The 15116-nt window shown below is 62.1% G+C and carries 12 protein-coding genes; 3 read left to right on the forward strand and 9 right to left on the reverse strand.

What is annotated here, in order from left to right; all coding sequences use genetic code 11:
- Nucleotides 1-5: 5 nt before the first annotated feature.
- The 5 genes from ACSQ84_RS26780 to xoxF5 all read right to left on the reverse strand — a co-directional run bounded on the left by ACSQ84_RS26780 (nt 6) and on the right by xoxF5 (nt 10004).
- Nucleotides 6-4841 carry an NAD-glutamate dehydrogenase gene (locus tag ACSQ84_RS26780; RefSeq protein WP_436214714.1) on the reverse strand — a complete coding sequence of 1612 codons (4836 nt, stop codon included), beginning with the start codon at nt 4839-4841 and terminating at the stop codon, nt 6-8.
- A gap of 976 nt (nt 4842-5817) precedes the next feature.
- Complete coding sequence (gfa, locus tag ACSQ84_RS26785; protein WP_436214715.1) at nt 5818-6387, reverse strand: S-(hydroxymethyl)glutathione synthase; 570 nt, start codon at nt 6385-6387, stop codon at nt 5818-5820.
- A 34-nt stretch (nt 6388-6421) separates the two neighbouring features.
- Nucleotides 6422-7531 carry an S-(hydroxymethyl)glutathione dehydrogenase/class III alcohol dehydrogenase gene (locus tag ACSQ84_RS26790; RefSeq protein ID WP_436214716.1) on the reverse strand — a complete coding sequence of 370 codons (1110 nt, stop codon included), beginning with the start codon at nt 7529-7531 and terminating at the stop codon, nt 6422-6424.
- Nucleotides 7532-7602: 71 nt separating this feature from the next.
- Nucleotides 7603-8091: a c-type cytochrome, methanol metabolism-related gene (locus ACSQ84_RS26795; protein WP_436214875.1), complete on the reverse strand. Its 489-nt coding sequence runs from the start codon at nt 8089-8091 to the stop codon at nt 7603-7605.
- Nucleotides 8092-8198: 107 nt separating this feature from the next.
- The gene (gene xoxF5, locus ACSQ84_RS26800) at nt 8199-10004 is read right to left on the reverse strand and encodes a lanthanide-dependent methanol dehydrogenase XoxF5 (protein WP_436214717.1); all 1806 of its coding nucleotides are present in this window, start codon (nt 10002-10004) and stop codon (nt 8199-8201) included.
- A 426-nt stretch (nt 10005-10430) separates the two neighbouring features.
- On the opposite strand from xoxF5, the gene ACSQ84_RS26805 reads away from it, so the two are divergent.
- On the forward strand, nt 10431-11399 hold the full coding sequence (locus tag ACSQ84_RS26805) for a helix-turn-helix domain-containing protein (protein ID WP_436214718.1): 969 nt from the start codon (nt 10431-10433) through the stop codon (nt 11397-11399).
- Between the two features lie 208 nt (nt 11400-11607).
- Complete coding sequence (locus tag ACSQ84_RS26810; protein WP_436214719.1) at nt 11608-12000, forward strand: hypothetical protein; 393 nt, start codon at nt 11608-11610, stop codon at nt 11998-12000.
- A gap of 8 nt (nt 12001-12008) precedes the next feature.
- Here ACSQ84_RS26810 and ACSQ84_RS26815 read toward each other — a convergent pair whose 3' ends face one another.
- The gene (locus ACSQ84_RS26815) at nt 12009-12263 is read right to left on the reverse strand and encodes a hypothetical protein (RefSeq protein ID WP_436214720.1); all 255 of its coding nucleotides are present in this window, start codon (nt 12261-12263) and stop codon (nt 12009-12011) included.
- Nucleotides 12264-12427: 164 nt separating this feature from the next.
- Between ACSQ84_RS26815 and ACSQ84_RS26820 the strand changes: the two genes are divergently transcribed.
- The gene (locus tag ACSQ84_RS26820) at nt 12428-12757 is read left to right on the forward strand and encodes a hypothetical protein (RefSeq protein ID WP_436214721.1); all 330 of its coding nucleotides are present in this window, start codon (nt 12428-12430) and stop codon (nt 12755-12757) included.
- Nucleotides 12758-12877: 120 nt separating this feature from the next.
- On the opposite strand, the gene ACSQ84_RS26825 is transcribed toward ACSQ84_RS26820, so the two are convergent.
- From ACSQ84_RS26825 to ACSQ84_RS26835, 3 genes are read right to left on the reverse strand one after another with little or no spacing between them, the layout of a single operon-like run.
- Entirely contained in the window at nt 12878-13489 is a 612-nt protein-coding gene (locus ACSQ84_RS26825) for a hypothetical protein (RefSeq protein ID WP_436214722.1), read from the reverse strand.
- Between the two features lie 2 nt (nt 13490-13491).
- On the reverse strand, nt 13492-14124 hold the full coding sequence (locus ACSQ84_RS26830) for a hypothetical protein (RefSeq protein WP_436214723.1): 633 nt from the start codon (nt 14122-14124) through the stop codon (nt 13492-13494).
- Nucleotides 14121-14891, reverse strand: coding sequence for a MotA/TolQ/ExbB proton channel family protein (locus tag ACSQ84_RS26835; RefSeq protein WP_436214724.1), 771 nt, complete (start codon nt 14889-14891; stop codon nt 14121-14123). Before ACSQ84_RS26835 ends, ACSQ84_RS26830 begins: the two co-directional genes overlap by 4 nt.
- Between the last annotated feature and the right edge of the window lie 225 nt (nt 14892-15116).

The raw sequence follows: 15116 nt of genomic DNA on the forward strand, positions 1-15116 counted from the left end.
CCCACTCAGCCCTTCACTATATCCCCGAGCAAGTTCGCCGCCACCGTCAGCTTCGCGAGCGTCAGGCCGCTGGCCACAATCTCCTCGACCGAGCGGCGGATGCGCGTCGCTTCAGGATGAGCCGCCAGCCAGTTCCCGGCGGCCTCCTGGCCGCATTGGCCGGTTGCCAGCATGTCCGCAGCCAGTCTTCTTTCGGCGGCTGCGATCTGGTCAATGGCGTGATCAATGGCGAGACGTTCGTAATTATCGTTTGCCGGGACGCTGCGCGCCGCGGCGATAAGGCGATCGAGGCGGAAATTAGCCTCGGCAGCGAAGAAGGTAGTGGCGGCGTCGCCGATGGTCCGGCTGGTGCGCTCCGCTACAGTCACGATATCCGGTGCCGAGACCAAGGCGTCGAGATCGGCGAGTTCGCCTGCGACGTCGGCTGGGACGCCGGCATCGATCAGGTCCTGCCGTCGCTTGCTGCGCCCGGCCTGCGAGTCCTCCGGAAGGGTCTTGTCGAGTCCGGCGACGATCTCGCGGATGCTCGGGCCGAACCGCGCGATGACCGAGTCCAGACCGGCCTTGAAATCAACGTTGCGCACATACCAGACCATACGGGAGAGCAGGAGATCCTGAATCGCCGCATAGAGGGTAAGTTGCAATTGCCCGTCGATGCGTGTGTCGAGCCCATCGATCGCGTCATTCAGCCGCTTCAGACCGTAGGATTCATCCACCGCCACGAAGGCCATGACAACGGTCGACACGTCGGCGTCCGTCTCGTCGATCAGGCGCACGACACACGCCGGGCCGCCGCGATTGATAACGGCATTGGCGAGATTGGTGGCGATAATCTCCCGCCGAAGGCGATGCTGTTCCAATGCAGCGGGGAATTTGTCCTCAACCTCGCGCGGGAAGTACTGAGACAATTCGCGGGCTAGATATGGATCGTCAGGCACGCTGGTGGCGAGCAGATCGTCGTAAAGCGTCAGCTTGGCGTAAGCGAGCAGCACGGCAAGTTCCGGCCGAGTCAAGGATTGGCCGCGCCGGGCGCGTTCGGCGATCGCCGCGTCGTCGGGCAGGAATTCCACAGCGCGGCTGAGAAGGCCGCGCTGCTCGAGCGACTGCATCAGGCGCGTGAGGAAGCCGGTCTCTGCCAAGCCCTTGCGTTCGGCCAGAGAAAGCGCCAGCGTCTGCAGGTAATTGTTGCGTAGCACCAGGGCGCCGACCTCGTCGGTCATCGCGGCCAGCAGGCTGTTGCGGTCAGCCGCACTGAGGCGTCCCTCGTGCTCGGGGCGCGCCAGCGCGATCTTGATATTGACCTCGACGTCGGAGGTGTTCACGCCGGCCGAATTGTCGATCGCGTCGGTGTTGAGCTTGACGCCTTTCTGCGCGGCTTCGATGCGGCCGCGCTGGGTCACGCCAAGGTTGGCGCCCTCGCCGATCACCCGGGCGCGGATATCGGCGCCCGTGACGCGGATCGGATCGTTGGCGCGATCGCCGACCTGATCGTCGCTTTCCCCCGACGCGCGGATATAGCTGCCGATGCCGCCAAACCAGAGAAGGTCGACGCGCGCTCTCAGGATCGCCGTCATCACCTCGAACGGCGTGGCTTGCGGCTTGTCGAGATCAAGCAGGGTGCGCACTTCCGGGGCGAGCGGAATGGCCTTGAGAGAGCGCGAGAACACGCCGCCGCCTTGCGAGATCAGCGCCTTGTTGTAATCCTGCCAGCTCGACCGTGGCAGGTTGAACATGCGCAGGCGTTCGGCGTGGCTGACGGCCGGGTCGGGCGAGGGATCGATGAAGATGTCGCGGTGATCGAAAGCCGCGACCAGTCTGGTCGCCGGCGAGAGCAGCATGCCATTGCCGAACACATCGCCGGACATGTCGCCCACGCCGGCGACGGTGAACAGCATGGTCTGAATGTCGGTGCCCAGCTCGCGGAAGTGGCGCTTCACCGCCTCCCAGGCGCCGCGCGCCGTGATCCCCATCTTCTTGTGGTCATAGCCCTGGCTGCCGCCGGAGGCGAAGGCATCGCCGAGCCAATGGTTCTTCTCGGTCGAGATCGCGTTGGCGATGTCGGAAAAGGTGGCGGTGCCCTTGTCGGCGGCGACGACGAGGTAGGGGTCGTCGCCGTCATGCCGCACGGTGGAGTCGGGCGACACGATGACGTCGCCGTCGAGATTGTCGGTGAGTTCGAGCATGGAGCGAACGAAGATGCGATAGGCTTCGGTGCCTTCGGCCATGAAGGCGTCGCGATTGGAGGGCTGCGGCAGGCGTTTGGGCACGAAGCCACCCTTGGCGCCGACTGGCACGATCACGGCGTTCTTGACCTGCTGGGCCTTGACCAGGCCGAGGATCTCGGTGCGGAAATCCTGCGGCCGGTCAGACCAGCGCAACCCGCCGCGCGCGACCTTGCCGAAGCGCAGATGAATGCCTTCGACACGCGGCGAATAGACGAAGATCTCGTAGAGCGGCCGCGGGGCCGGCAGGTCTTCGATCTTGCGCGCGTCGAACTTGAAGGAGATCACCGGACGCGGATGTCCGTCCTGGCCGATCTGCCACAGATTGGAGCGGATGGTTGCCTGCACCAGATTGGTGAACCGGCGCAGGATGCGGTCTTCGTCGAGCGAAGCGACGGATTTGAGCTGCTCCTCGATCTCGGTGAGGAGGGTCGTCTCACGTGCCGAGCGCTCGGCGTCGGTGGTGGCGAGGCGCGGATCGAGGCGGGCCTGGAACAGCGCGACCATGCTGGCGGTGATCGCGGTGTTCTTGCGCAAGGTCTCCCACATGTAGTCCTGGCTGAACGGCGCGCGGATCTGGTGTAGGTAACGGGAGAGCGCGCGGATGGTCGAAACCTCGCGCCAGCTCAGGGCCGTACGCAGGATGAGGGCGTTGTATCCGTCGGATTCGGCCCGATCGCCGACCACCGCCATGATCGAGGCTTCCAGGCGATGGCCGAATTCCGAGCTGATCACGATCGGCTTGCCGTCGTTGGCCTCGATCGTCATGTCGTGCAGCCATACCGGCGCCGGCGCCGGCATGGCACGAGGCACGATCTGATAGGTGCGCTCGTTGACGACGCGCAGGCCGTGGTGTTCGATCACCGGCACCCGGTACGACAGCGACAGGGGCGCGCCATGTGAGAAGACCTTGAGACCGAAGCGCGTTGGATCCTCCTCGCCCTCGATGCGGTGGGCGGAAATCGCCACCGGCCGCGCCGGGGTGAGCTTTTCGATGGTGGCGATATCGGCAATCGCCTGCGAGGTGCCGAAGGCCTCGGTGTAGCCGCCAGAGAAGCCCTGGGCGTAACGGTTGGCGAGCATGCGCGCTCGCATGCCGTCGGTGGAGGCGGCGAGCGCCGCCTTCAGCTTGTCGGCCCAGGTCGCGGCGATGGCGCTGATCTCGGCTTCCAGCGTCGCGCGCTCGACGACAGGCGTTTTGCCCTCATAGCGCCCGATAATGTAGTGGACGCGCGCAAGCGATCCCTCGGGGAAGGAAGCGTAGGAGGCCGCCAAGCGCCCCTTGTAGACCTTCTCCAGGAAGTCCGCGACGCGCGTGCGCACATCGGTGTCATATTTCTCGCGCGGAATGAAGACGAGGATGGAGACGAAACGGTCGAACTTGTCGGCCCGTGCCAGCGCCCGCACACGGGGACGCTCATACAGCGTCAGGACTTCCATGACGAAATTGTAGAGCGTTTCGGCATCGACCTGGAAGAGCTCGTCGCGTGGATACTCTTCGAGGATATGCAGGACCGCCTTGCCTGAATGACTGGCTGGGTCGAAGCCGGCGCGCTGCAACACCTGCTCGACCCTGTGGCGGACATAGGGGATCTGCCGCGCCGAGCGGGTATAGGCACCCGAGGTGAACAGGCCGACGAGGCGCAACTCGCCCTCGAGCCGGCCGTCGGGCGCATAGAGTTTGATGCCGACATAATCCATGCGGACGCGGCGATGAACACGGCTGTTCACATTGGCCTTGACCACCATCAGGACGGTCGGCTCGCGCATGAATTCGCGGATTTCCGGCGTCATGACCACCATTTCGGTGCCGCGGCGAAGGACCTTCACATTGGGATCACGCAGGATGCCGAGGCCTTCGCCTGTGCTGATGTCGTCCGACGCATCGGCGTCGGGCGAGAAGCGATATTCGCGCAAGCCCAGGAAGGTGAAATTGTCGGCGCACAGCCATTGCAGGAACTGGTTGGCTTCGGCGACCTCGTCGATCGGCAGCGGCGGCGGATCGGAGCGGAAGGTCATGATCGCCTGCTCGACCCGGGCGCGCATGGCCCGCCAGTCGGCGACGCAGGCGCGCACGTCGTTGAGCGTTTTGGTCAGGCCCTCGATCAGCTTCTGGCGGTCGGCATCGGCGTCCAGGCGCGCGATGTGGAAATGAATCAGGCTTTCGCGTTCGCCCTTTGCTCCCTCCGGCAGCACTTCGCCGTAGAAATGCACCAGCTTGCCTTGCTCATTGCGCTCCACGGCGATGATCGGGTGGGCGACCAGCGTGACCTCGATGCCCCCCTCGGCGAGCTCCGCCATGGTGGAATCGAACAAGAAGGGCATATTGTCGTTGAGAACTTCGAGCACGGAAATCTCGCGCCCGTCGGGCATCATCGGATTGACGACGCGGATGTCGGCACGGCCCGTCGTGCGTTGCTGCACATGCTCCCAGGCCTGTTCCGCCAGGAAGGCCAGGGAGGCCGCATCGTAGTTGGCGAGGTCCTCGAGATTGGTATGGCCGAACAGATGCTCGGCAAAGGATCGGGGCGCCTTGCCCGGCTGCACATTACCCGCGGCTTCGTGGATCAGGGTCGCCCGGGCCTTGTCGTCACGCCACGACGCCATAAGGTCCTCCATTTCTCTCGCCGTCTGACCGCAGCCGCGATCGTCCGCTTGATACTGGAGTGCATCTCTTTGAGCGCATCGCTTTGGCCGGGATTGATCACGTACGCCGCAATCCTCGGTCTCGGAGCCTCCGCAGCCCTTGATGATCATGCCATCAAATCTCGAGAAATGCATCTCCAGTATGCGTTTCAGCTGACTTCGAGAGGGCTTGACTTGCTGGCACGTAGGTTATCACAGAGTTCCTTCTGAGTTTGAGCTCGTTTCGCAACGCAAAGATCAGCCATGCCTTGAACGGTCGGGCGCCGTCGAGGACTTGGACCGACCATCGTGTGGGGAACCGTGAACGTGCCGAAATGCCCGATACGGGCGCGTCCGAAGTCGGTCCCGACGATCGTCGAACATCAGCTAGCTGGCGAAATCACAAGGAATTTCAATGAAATCTGAGTTCGCTGTTTTCATCCTGAGTGGCGGCCAAATGCACGATATTCCACGATGCTGTGCCGCTCCGGCTTGGGCGTGCCATCTTGCTTGACAACTGATTGATCGCGCAGGCAGCAGCCGAGTTTGCACACCTTGCGCCATCACAATTCTGCCAATTCGCATCGGGTCGCCCGAGGTTTCAACGGGTCCGATGATGGGTGAGAGTTGAGTATGTTCGGCCAGTCAAGAGGCGGCGCGCGCACGATGTGCGCGCCGGGAGATCAACGAAAATCTAGGGGCAATCAACGTAAGCACGTGCGGCTGCGCATCGCAGGTCAGTGTTGGGTTGATACCGTCACTCCGACGCGAGCGGAGCCCGCCAAGCTGCATCTGAACGCGGAGCGCCGCATCGAGATTCTACAAGGGTAGGGTTTGTGGCGCTCCCCCGCTACCAAGCCTGCGATTTCCTACGCGAAACTACGATCTTCAGCGAGGCCGAATCTTGCACGGCCGATCGCGGCTCCGCCGGCGGCAGTTAAGCCACCGGCGGTCGCAGATGATTTTGAGATCAGGCCGCTTTCGCTTTCGATTTCGCCACGTGGGTAGCGATCGCATCCATCAGGGCCGGCGATAGGCAATCATAGGGTTCGAGGCCGAGCTCCGTGAGGCGGGATCTGATCGCTGGCATCTCGGACGGCGGGACGCCGGCTTCGATCACGGACGATACGAACGCCGCAAATCCCGGTGCCGCCGAGCCGGCTTCCTGGAATAGTTCGGGATGGATGAAGTCGAGGCCGTAGAAGGGATGTCCCTTGTTCTCGATCCGGCCGTACATATGCGTGCCGCAGGCCTTGCAGGCGTGGCGCTGGATCGCCGCCGAGGCGTCGACGATTTGCAGCTTATCGCCGTTTTCCAGCACCGTCACGTTTTCGCGTGGCACGACGGCCACCACCGAGAAGTTTGCCCCAGCCGGCTTCCAGCATTTGGTGCAGCCGCAGGCGTGGTTGTGGGCGACATCACCCTTGACGCTGACCTTGACCGGTTTGTCGCTGCATTTGCAGACAAGGGTGCCGCCGGCAAAGCTACCCGAACCTTTCTTGACGCCGTTGTCGACCGATGGGTGGATGTGAACAGTCATGGGCCTATCCTCCTTATGTTGACGTTCTTTGACTCTAGAATACGACGACCGAACGGATCGACTTGCCTTCGTGCATCAAGTCGAAGCCTTTGTTGATCTCCTCCAGCTTGAGGACGTGGGTGATCATCGGATCGATCTCGATCTTTCCGTTCATGTACCAATCGACGATCCTCGGGACATCGGTCCGGCCGCGCGCGCCGCCGAATGCGGTGCCTTTCCACACCCGGCCGGTCACGAGCTGGAACGGCCGGGTCGCGATTTCCTTGCCGGACTCCGCGACCCCGATCACCACGGAGACGCCCCAGCCGCGATGGCAGGCTTCGAGCGCCTGGCGCATCACGGTGGTGTTGCCGGTGCAGTCGAAGGTGTAGTCGGCGCCGCCGTCGGTGAGCGTGACCAGGTGCGCGACGATGTCGCCGCCGACCTTGGTCGGGTTGACGAAATGCGTCATGCCGAAGCGGCGGCCCCATTCTTCCTTGCTGTCGTTGATGTCGACCCCGATAATCTTGTCGGCGCCGACCATTTTGGCGCCCTGAATCACGTTGAGTCCGATGCCGCCAAGTCCGAACACGACCACATTGGCGCCCGGCGTGACCTTGGCGGTGTTGACCACCGCGCCGACGCCGGTCGTCACGCCGCAGCCGATATAGCAACTCTTGTCGAACGGGGCGTCTTCGCGAATCTTTGCCACCGCGATTTCCGGCAGCACGGTAAAGTTCGAAAACGTCGAGCAGCCCATGTAATGGAAGACCGGCTTGCCCTTGTAGCTGAACCGCGATGTGCCGTCGGGCATCACGCCCTTGCCCTGCGTGGCGCGTATCGCGGTGCAGAGGTTGGTCTTGCCGCTCAGGCAGCTTTTGCACTGTCGGCATTCGGGTGTGTAAAGCGGGATCACATGGTCACCCGGCTTCACCGACGTCACGCCCGGGCCGACCTCGCGAACGATGCCGGCGCCCTCATGGCCGAGGATCGAGGGAAAGATTCCCTCGCTGTCGAACCCATCCAGCGTATAGGCATCGGTGTGGCAAATCCCGGTCGCCTTGATCTCGACCAGGACTTCGCCGGCTTTTGGCCCTTCCAGATCGACTTCGATGATCTCGAGAGGCTTCTTGGCTTCGAAAGCGACAGCAGCTCGCGTCTTCATTCTCAACTCCACTTTCGCATTTCAAGCCGCGGCAACAGCGCGGTGATCAGTGCTTGGCATATGCCGACGGGTCACTTCCTGCCCATGCAGGAATTCTCCGCCTGGGTGTAGGCCTCGGGTTTATCTTCCTTTTTGGCAGGGCGCACACGCCCGACAGCGTCATAGCCGCGTGCGCGCAGATAAATGTAGAGGTCGTCCATGTAGCAGGCGACGTTCGGATTATCGCCGAGCGCCGGCATCACGTTCTCCTGCGACGAACTCACGTTCTTGCGGCCACTCGCGACCACACCGACGAAGTCGCCGTAACTCATGGCCTTGGCCGATTCCGCGAGCGCAGGGGCATAGGTCGATCCCATCCCGTCGGGGCCATGGCAGACGTGGCACTCCGAGTGATAGCGGCGGTATCCGGAGTAGGTGTACCAATCCACCGTGCCGTCGGGCGCGACCTTGAAGGTCGGAGTGCCTTCCTTGTCGAAATACTTTCCGTCCTCGGACTTGACGGCAGTCGGATCGACCGCGTTTTCAGCGAAAGTAACTCCTCCGGAGACCACGAAGATCATCGCGGCACCCACAAACCAGATTTTACGCAAGAGCTTGTCCTCGAAATTCGTTGGGAAGTGCTCCGGCGCATGGAGCAGGTCCATGCGCCGGAACGTAGATGGTTCAGCTACTGCGGCAGGGCAAATACGGTCAGTGATCCGCCGAGCGCCGTGTAGTTGCTCAGCGCTGCGTAGCCGCCGACCGCGCCGAGACCCGCGGTCGGATCGGTCAGACCAGCCGCAAGGCCGATGCCCGCCCAGCCGCCGACGCCGGACAGCACCGCGACATACTGCCGGCCGCCCTGCTCATAGGTCGTGACGTTGCCGATGATGCCGGACGGGGTCCTGAACTTGTAGAGTTCCTTACCCGTCTTGGCATCGACCGCCTTGAGGTAACCTTCGAGCGTCCCGTAGAACACCACGCCGCCTGCGGTGGCGAGCGCGCCGGACCACACCGAGAACTGCTCCTTGTTCGACCACACGATCTTGCCGGTTTTGTTGTCCCAGGCGATGAAATTGCCCATATGGGACTCGCCGGGGGGCGGATACATCGAAAGCGTCGCCCCGACATAGGGCTGGCCTGCGGTGTAGCTCACCTTGAACGGCTCATAGTCCATGCAGACGTGGTTGGTCGGCACATAGAACAGCTGGGTGTCCGGCGAATAGGCCGCGGGCTGCTCGTCCTTGGTACCGAGCGCGGCCGGGCAGACGCCCTTGGTGTTCTTGTCCTCGCCGGTCTGTTCAGTCGAATATTGACTGACAACCTTGGGACGGCCGTAGGTCGGCGAGCTCTTGTTCATGTCGACGCCGGTGGTCCAGTTGACCTTCGGATCGTACTTCTCGGCCACCAGCAATTCACCGTTCACACGGTCCATGGTGTAGGCAAGACCGTTCCGGTCGAAGTGGGTGAGAAGCTTGCGCTCCGTCCCGCCGATCTGCTGATCGCTGAGGATCATTTCATTGACGCCGTCATAGTCCCATTCATCATGGGGCGTCATCTGGTAGACCCAGCGGGCCATCCCGGTATCGGCATTGCGCGCAAAAATGGTCATCGACCATTTGTTGTCGCCCGGGCGCTGCTTCGGATTCCAGGTCGAGGGATTTCCCGAACCGTAGTAGACCATGTTGAGAGCGGGGTCATAGGACAACCAGCCCCATGTGCAGCCGCCGCCGATCTTCCACTGATCGCCTTGCCAGGTCTTGAGGCTCGAATCCTTGCCGATCGGCTTGCCGAGATCGGTCGTCTTCTCGGGATCGATCAGGAGCTGATCGTCCGGCCCTTCGGAGAACGCCCGCCAGACCTGTTTGCCGGACTTGAGGTCGTAGGCGGTGACGTGGCACTGCACGCCGAACTCGCCGCCGGAAATGCCAATCAGGACCTTGTCCTTGATGACGAGCGGAGCGGAGGTGCCGGTTGCGCCCTTGCCGGGATCGCCATTCTTGGCCGACCACTCAACCTTGCCGGTCTTGGCATCGAGGGCGACCAGCGTAGTATCGGCCTGGTGCAGGAAGATCTTGCCGTCGCCATAGGCCACGCCGCGGTTTACGGTATCGCAGCACATCACCGGAATGACGTTCGGATCCTGCTTCGGCTCGTACTTCCAGACGATCTGTTGGTCCTTGGATAGGTCAAGAGCATAGACCTTGTTTGGGAACGGCGTGTGGACATACATCATGTTGCCGATGATGAGCGGTCCGCCTTCGTGGCCGCGCAGCACGCCGGTCGAGAACGTCCATGCGACCTGAAGCTTGCCGACATTGGCCGCTGTGATCTGGTTGAGTTTCGAGTAGCGCGTATTGGCGTAGTCGCCTGCCGGCATCACCCAATCCTTCGGGTTCTGCGACATCTTGATCAATTCGTCGTTGGCCAGGGCACCGCCCGTGGCAAACGCCGCTAAGGCACCAAAACAAGTTGCAAATAGCACTCTGCGCATTGCGTCCTCCCACTGATGAATTCTAGGTTCCGTCGAGACGGCCCATTTTTCCATTTTGTTTCTTATCTTTATCCCGTTCCGGGATGGGAAACTTGCCCAAGAGGGAAGGGCATTTGCTCCAAAGCGAACCTGAGCTAATTTTCTGGTTTGCGGCCGGAACGCTGTGGTGTTGCCACACATGGGGCAGCCGTTAGAGGCGCCACTGTGCGGCGCACTACGACGGATGTCGCACCATCGAAGTGAACCTTTCCCTTGACGGGGCAGAAACTAAGTCGGAGGATTGTCAAGTGGATGCTGGGACATACGTTGCTTTGGCAACAACGACGCTTAGGCAACAACGACCGTTCCAAATTGAGGTAAATTTCACTTCACCGTGACCGAGTCTCTCGCGGCAACAGTTACGTTTTCTCGAATCGGTGGCTGGAAATGGTTGATACGGTCCACTCGCTTACCACTTCGGGATTGTCGCCGAAGAAGCAGATCCAGTGCTGGTCGGATGCACTCACGGACCTGTGTGGCCAGTTTGATATAGATCCGCTGAAGGCCTCGTCGCTCGAGGCGCGTGTCAACTACACCACGGTTTCAAAGCTGAAGCTCTGCCGGATCGAGGTCAGCCAGCACCGCATCGCGCACACCGTGTCCCGGTCGAGAGCCAGCGAGCATCCCTACGTCAAGATATTGTTCCAGACGCACGGGATTTCCTATTTCGAGCAGGAGGGCCGGCGGATCGATCTGATGCCCGGCGATTGTCTTGCCTACGACGTATCCTGTCCGCATACGATCATCAGCCCGGCGCTGACGCGGCACGACGTCGTCATCGTGCCGAAAGCGCTGCTGCAGGAGCGCGGCTTCAATTCGGCGAAGATGTCCGCGTGCAAGCTCTCGGCGCGCACCGGTACCGGCCGGATCGCCTATGACTTCGTGCATGCGGCATTTGACCAGGCGTCGAGGCTGTCGCCGAACAACGCGGTCGTCGTCGCCGATTCCCTGATCGATCTCCTGCTGCTGCCGCTGCGCGAGGCGGACGCGAGTTTCGATCGTGGTGGCCCCGAGGCGATGTATATTCGCGCCCAGGCATTCATCCGCGAACATCTGCGCGACCCGGATCTCTGCATCGATCAGATTTCCGCGGCGCTGGGCTGCACCAAGCGTTATCTGCACATGCTGTTCAGCGATCGGGGCATGACCGTCAGCGACTATATCTGGAAGGCGCGGTTGCAGAACTGCCGCCACGAACTGGAGACCCACGGCGGCAAGACCGTCACGGATGTTGCATTTTCATGGGGCTTTTCGAGTTCGTCGCATTTCAGCCGGGTTTTTCGCAGGTATTTCGGAATTGTTCCGTCTTCGATCCAGAAGGCGCAGCATAGCAGCCCGTCTCCGGATGCTTCGTAGTTTCGAGCGAAGCGGGTACCGGCTCGCGTAAAGAAAACTCCGCAAAACAAGAGTCCAGAGCTTCGATTCTGAATCGATCAGAACCGACGCGCTAGACGCCGAGCGCTCGCTTTCGCGCTCAATCGGCGTGGGCTGGCCCGGTTCCCTTACGGCTCTGCGGCACGAACATTGCTTTGACCATCTCGCCGGCGACACAGGAGCGGGACGGATGAAGCTAATCATCCTTTTTCTCGGCGTTTACGGTTGTTTGGTTACCGGACTCGGCGCGCGCGATCTTGGTCAGTGGGAAAACGCGGATCCTGCCGTCCGGCAATGGTACCAGTCGCTGATGCAGCCTGACGCTCCCGGCGCGTCGTGCTGCGGCGAGGCCGACGCCTACTGGGCCGATGAAATCCACGTCCGGGATGGCAAGACTTACGCGCGCATCACCGATGACCGGCCGGACGAACCGCTCGGCCGGCCTCACGTCCAGAACGGAACGGAAATCGAAATCCCGAATAACAAGCTCAAATGGGATCAATCGAATCCCACGGGTCACGGCGTCGTTTTCCTGAGCCGCAATGGTCATGTGTTCTGTTACGTCCAGCCCGGCGGCGCGTGAGCACTTGCTCAGCCCATCGGAACATGCGGGCAGATGCTTGGCCGCGGTTGGGACCCACGCTTGTCAACCGGCACGTTGCAATTGTCGATCCGCTGCTCATCCATCCATTTCCTGCCGAGCCGCTCCTTGCCGGTCAGCGTTGCAGGCGAGCCGGTCGAGTTCGCTGCCGGCTCGCCGAGCCGCGTGCCGTCTTGCGCATCCGCCGGCAGCGCAAGGCAGACCGCAAGAAATGCGCCGGCTGTTCGGCTGTACAATGATCGCATCGATGGCCTCGCAAAATCTGTAAACCCAAAATCTGTAATCCATGGTCAGTGGAACCGATTAAACAATGGCGAGACTCGCCTGGCCACCCGGAACCTGTGGCCACTGAATCGGTTGCCCGTCCATCCTGACGCGCCGGGCGCGCGTCGCCGCAAAGGAGGACCAGATGAACATCAAACAACTTATCCTCGCGGGTTGCTCCATCGCCGTTTTGAGCATCGGCACCGCAATGGCAGGCCCTTGCGACACCACTGGCCGAGCTGCAAACCTGAAGGACGCGGGTTCCGGACCCGCATCGACAGGCACCGGCCAGACCACCGGCATGGCTTCCGATGCCAAGGAACACGCGCCAACCAGCACGATGAATCGTGCAGCCGACGATGTTGCAACGTCGTCGCAGGACGCGCAGAAGCAGATGCAAGGTCAGCCGACGGCCGCGCAGCAGGCCCAGGGCGCCAAGCCGGATGAGCAGACTGCCGACAAGTCCTGCGATTAGGGCCAATACAGTAATGGAGCGCCGATCACGATCGGCTGCGGCCAGCCGCAACAGAACTGCTCTGTTGCTCTCGGCGCGGCGTGCCTGATTGAGCGGTCACGCCGTCGCATCGAAACAGCGTCAGGGCCCGCCCTTTGGCGGAAGAATCGGCGCGGGCAGCGGCGCGAATTCGATGTTGCCGGCTTCACCGGTCAGGAACGATAGATCGAGCGGACCGCCGCTCATCGGATCGCCGCCCGGCGCAGCCGTGGGGCGGAGCGTTGAGACGTCAGCGGGACCTTCCGGCGCGGGTTGTCCGTTGCCGGATCCATAGTCGGCCGCACGCCCGCCCTGCGGATGGCCTTTCATGATCTCGTCGCGCGCCGCCGTCACCTTGTGGGCGAGCGCCGCGGAATAGGGCAGGCGATGGGCCCGCGGCTGACCGTTCGGAAGATTGGCGGCATCGAGTTCCTCGACCCAAATATGCACTGCACCAGGGTCGCGATCGAGCGGGTTCGGTTCGATAATCCGCGCCCACAACAATTGGAATTGCGACGGCAGCGGTGCGGGCGCCGACCAGCCGGTCAGGCCTTCGATGCGAAAGAACGCCAGGCAGTAAAAGGCGCTGGTGACGAGCACGGCCGTGGCCTTGAGGCGCCAGGAGATGCGTGCGCGCAATGCAATGACCAGCAACAACGCCGCAAGCAGCGCGTAGGCAATCGATAGACCCAGGATTTCCTTCTGCAATTCCATGGTCAGCCACTTTTGCTGAGCCGATTGCGCAGCGTCTGCAGCAGCGACTTCTCGTGGTGGTTTACGTCGACGATGCCGCCGCTTGCATCTATCGAAAAGCGGACGGCAGTACGTTCAGTGCCCGCGGTCTCCATCACCATCTTGGCGTAGTGGACCACCTGAACCGTTGGATTGAGCTTCTCGACCTTCACCGAGACCGGTACGGGTTCGCGGCCCATCGCGATAAAATGATAGATGTTCACGGTGTATTCGCCGGCGACGATGCCGCGGATGCTAACCGTCTCCTGACGGATCGGCGAGTGGACCTTGCGGCCGTTGACCAGAATGAAATCGTTGGCGCCACCGCGATCGTCGCGGTCGAGCAGCATGAACCCGGCCTCGCGCCGCCGATACCAGACCATGTTGCCAAGCGGGTCCTGCACGAACATGTCGAAATCGTCAGGATGCTGGTCGGGCCAGGCCATCGTCACGAGGAATTCCGCCTTGCTGTCGACCTTGCCATCCTTGGCGTCGGGCGCGATGGCGAGCAATGCGACGAAGAACAGGAAGGCGAGGACCTGCAGTGCCTTGAACAGCATGACCGCGAACGGATCGAACGGCTCTTCCTGCGGCATCAGTTCAAATTCGTCGATCATTCCGCCGCCTCGGGTCTGTTCTCGAGGATCGACACCACGCGGACTTCCGTCAGCCCGACAGCGAAGGCAAACAGCTTCGCCGTCGCGTCGTCGAGCATGTAGTACTGGATCCTGACGAGGATCGAACCGACCAGGCCGGCGAGCGTGGTGTACATGGCGACCGCCATGCCGTCGCTCATCAGATTCATCGAGGACCTGACCGTGCTGCGATCGCTGGGATCTAACCCCGCAATCGGCGCCAGCATCATGATGAAGCCGATGATGGTGCCGAGCAGGCCCAGCTTCATCAGCGTGTCACTGGCGAAGGCGCCGAACTGGTTGGAGCCACGCAGCCGGCTGGCGAGCCCGCGCAGCAGCAGCGTCTGATCGAGCCTCCGGGATCCCTGCAGCCGCGCCTTGACGGCAAGATCGCGAATGTGCGCTGCGACGAGCCCGGACGGGAGCTGGCCGGCGCCTTCGACGACGACGGCGCCTCTGTCGAGATCAAAGCCACCCGATCCAGACGCGATCAACGCGCCGGTGCGGCGCGCCGCATCGCCCTCGCGCGCGATCACGATCGTGCGCCACAGGCAGTGCAGCGACGTCGCGACATAGAGCAGAGCGATGATTGGCGACAGATAGGTGCGATCGCCTACGACCATCTGCCGAATCAAGCCGTAGCGCCACAGCAGAACGAACGCAAAAATCCACAGCCCGGTGAAGACCAGCCATCGCAACAGAGGGCCGCGGTCACCAAACGAATCAAGCTCGCCACTCGCCACCGGCATCCGACACCTCGACCCAAGAGGACGCCAACCTTCCACATGTCGCATGGGCAGGCAAACCGAAATCTTCAAGTGACGATTCGAACTTCCGTTGGGTGCGGGGCTCCTGCAGCCCACGCGCTGTTGCGCTGATGTCGCGAGGCGATGCGGTGTTGCCTAGGAGAGAAGTGACTTTGTCCGAGAGAGAAATATCGGCGGTCAAGTGCGGCACTCTCGCGTGTGCCGCCG

The organism is Bradyrhizobium sp. LjRoot220 (assembly GCF_964252915.1).
Lineage (GTDB): Bacteria > Pseudomonadota > Alphaproteobacteria > Rhizobiales > Xanthobacteraceae > Bradyrhizobium.

What these genes read in the sequence shown, in the direction of transcription:
- ACSQ84_RS26780 (WP_436214714.1), bottom strand. Translation starts at nt 4,841, where the DNA reads ATGGAGGACCTTATGGCGTCGTGGCGTGACGACAAGGCCCGGGCGACC.
- gfa (WP_436214715.1), bottom strand. Translation starts at nt 6,387, where the DNA reads ATGACTGTTCACATCCACCCATCGGTCGACAACGGCGTCAAGAAAGGT.
- ACSQ84_RS26790 (WP_436214716.1), bottom strand. Translation starts at nt 7,531, where the DNA reads ATGAAGACGCGAGCTGCTGTCGCTTTCGAAGCCAAGAAGCCTCTCGAG.
- ACSQ84_RS26795 (WP_436214875.1), bottom strand. Translation starts at nt 8,091, where the DNA reads ATGATCTTCGTGGTCTCCGGAGGAGTTACTTTCGCTGAAAACGCGGTC.
- xoxF5 (WP_436214717.1), bottom strand. Translation starts at nt 10,004, where the DNA reads ATGCGCAGAGTGCTATTTGCAACTTGTTTTGGTGCCTTAGCGGCGTTT.
- ACSQ84_RS26805 (WP_436214718.1), top strand. Translation starts at nt 10,431, where the DNA reads ATGGTTGATACGGTCCACTCGCTTACCACTTCGGGATTGTCGCCGAAG.
- ACSQ84_RS26810 (WP_436214719.1), top strand. Translation starts at nt 11,608, where the DNA reads ATGAAGCTAATCATCCTTTTTCTCGGCGTTTACGGTTGTTTGGTTACC.
- ACSQ84_RS26815 (WP_436214720.1), bottom strand. Translation starts at nt 12,263, where the DNA reads ATGCGATCATTGTACAGCCGAACAGCCGGCGCATTTCTTGCGGTCTGC.
- ACSQ84_RS26820 (WP_436214721.1), top strand. Translation starts at nt 12,428, where the DNA reads ATGAACATCAAACAACTTATCCTCGCGGGTTGCTCCATCGCCGTTTTG.
- ACSQ84_RS26825 (WP_436214722.1), bottom strand. Translation starts at nt 13,489, where the DNA reads ATGGAATTGCAGAAGGAAATCCTGGGTCTATCGATTGCCTACGCGCTG.
- ACSQ84_RS26830 (WP_436214723.1), bottom strand. Translation starts at nt 14,124, where the DNA reads ATGATCGACGAATTTGAACTGATGCCGCAGGAAGAGCCGTTCGATCCG.
- ACSQ84_RS26835 (WP_436214724.1), bottom strand. Translation starts at nt 14,891, where the DNA reads ATGCCGGTGGCGAGTGGCGAGCTTGATTCGTTTGGTGACCGCGGCCCT.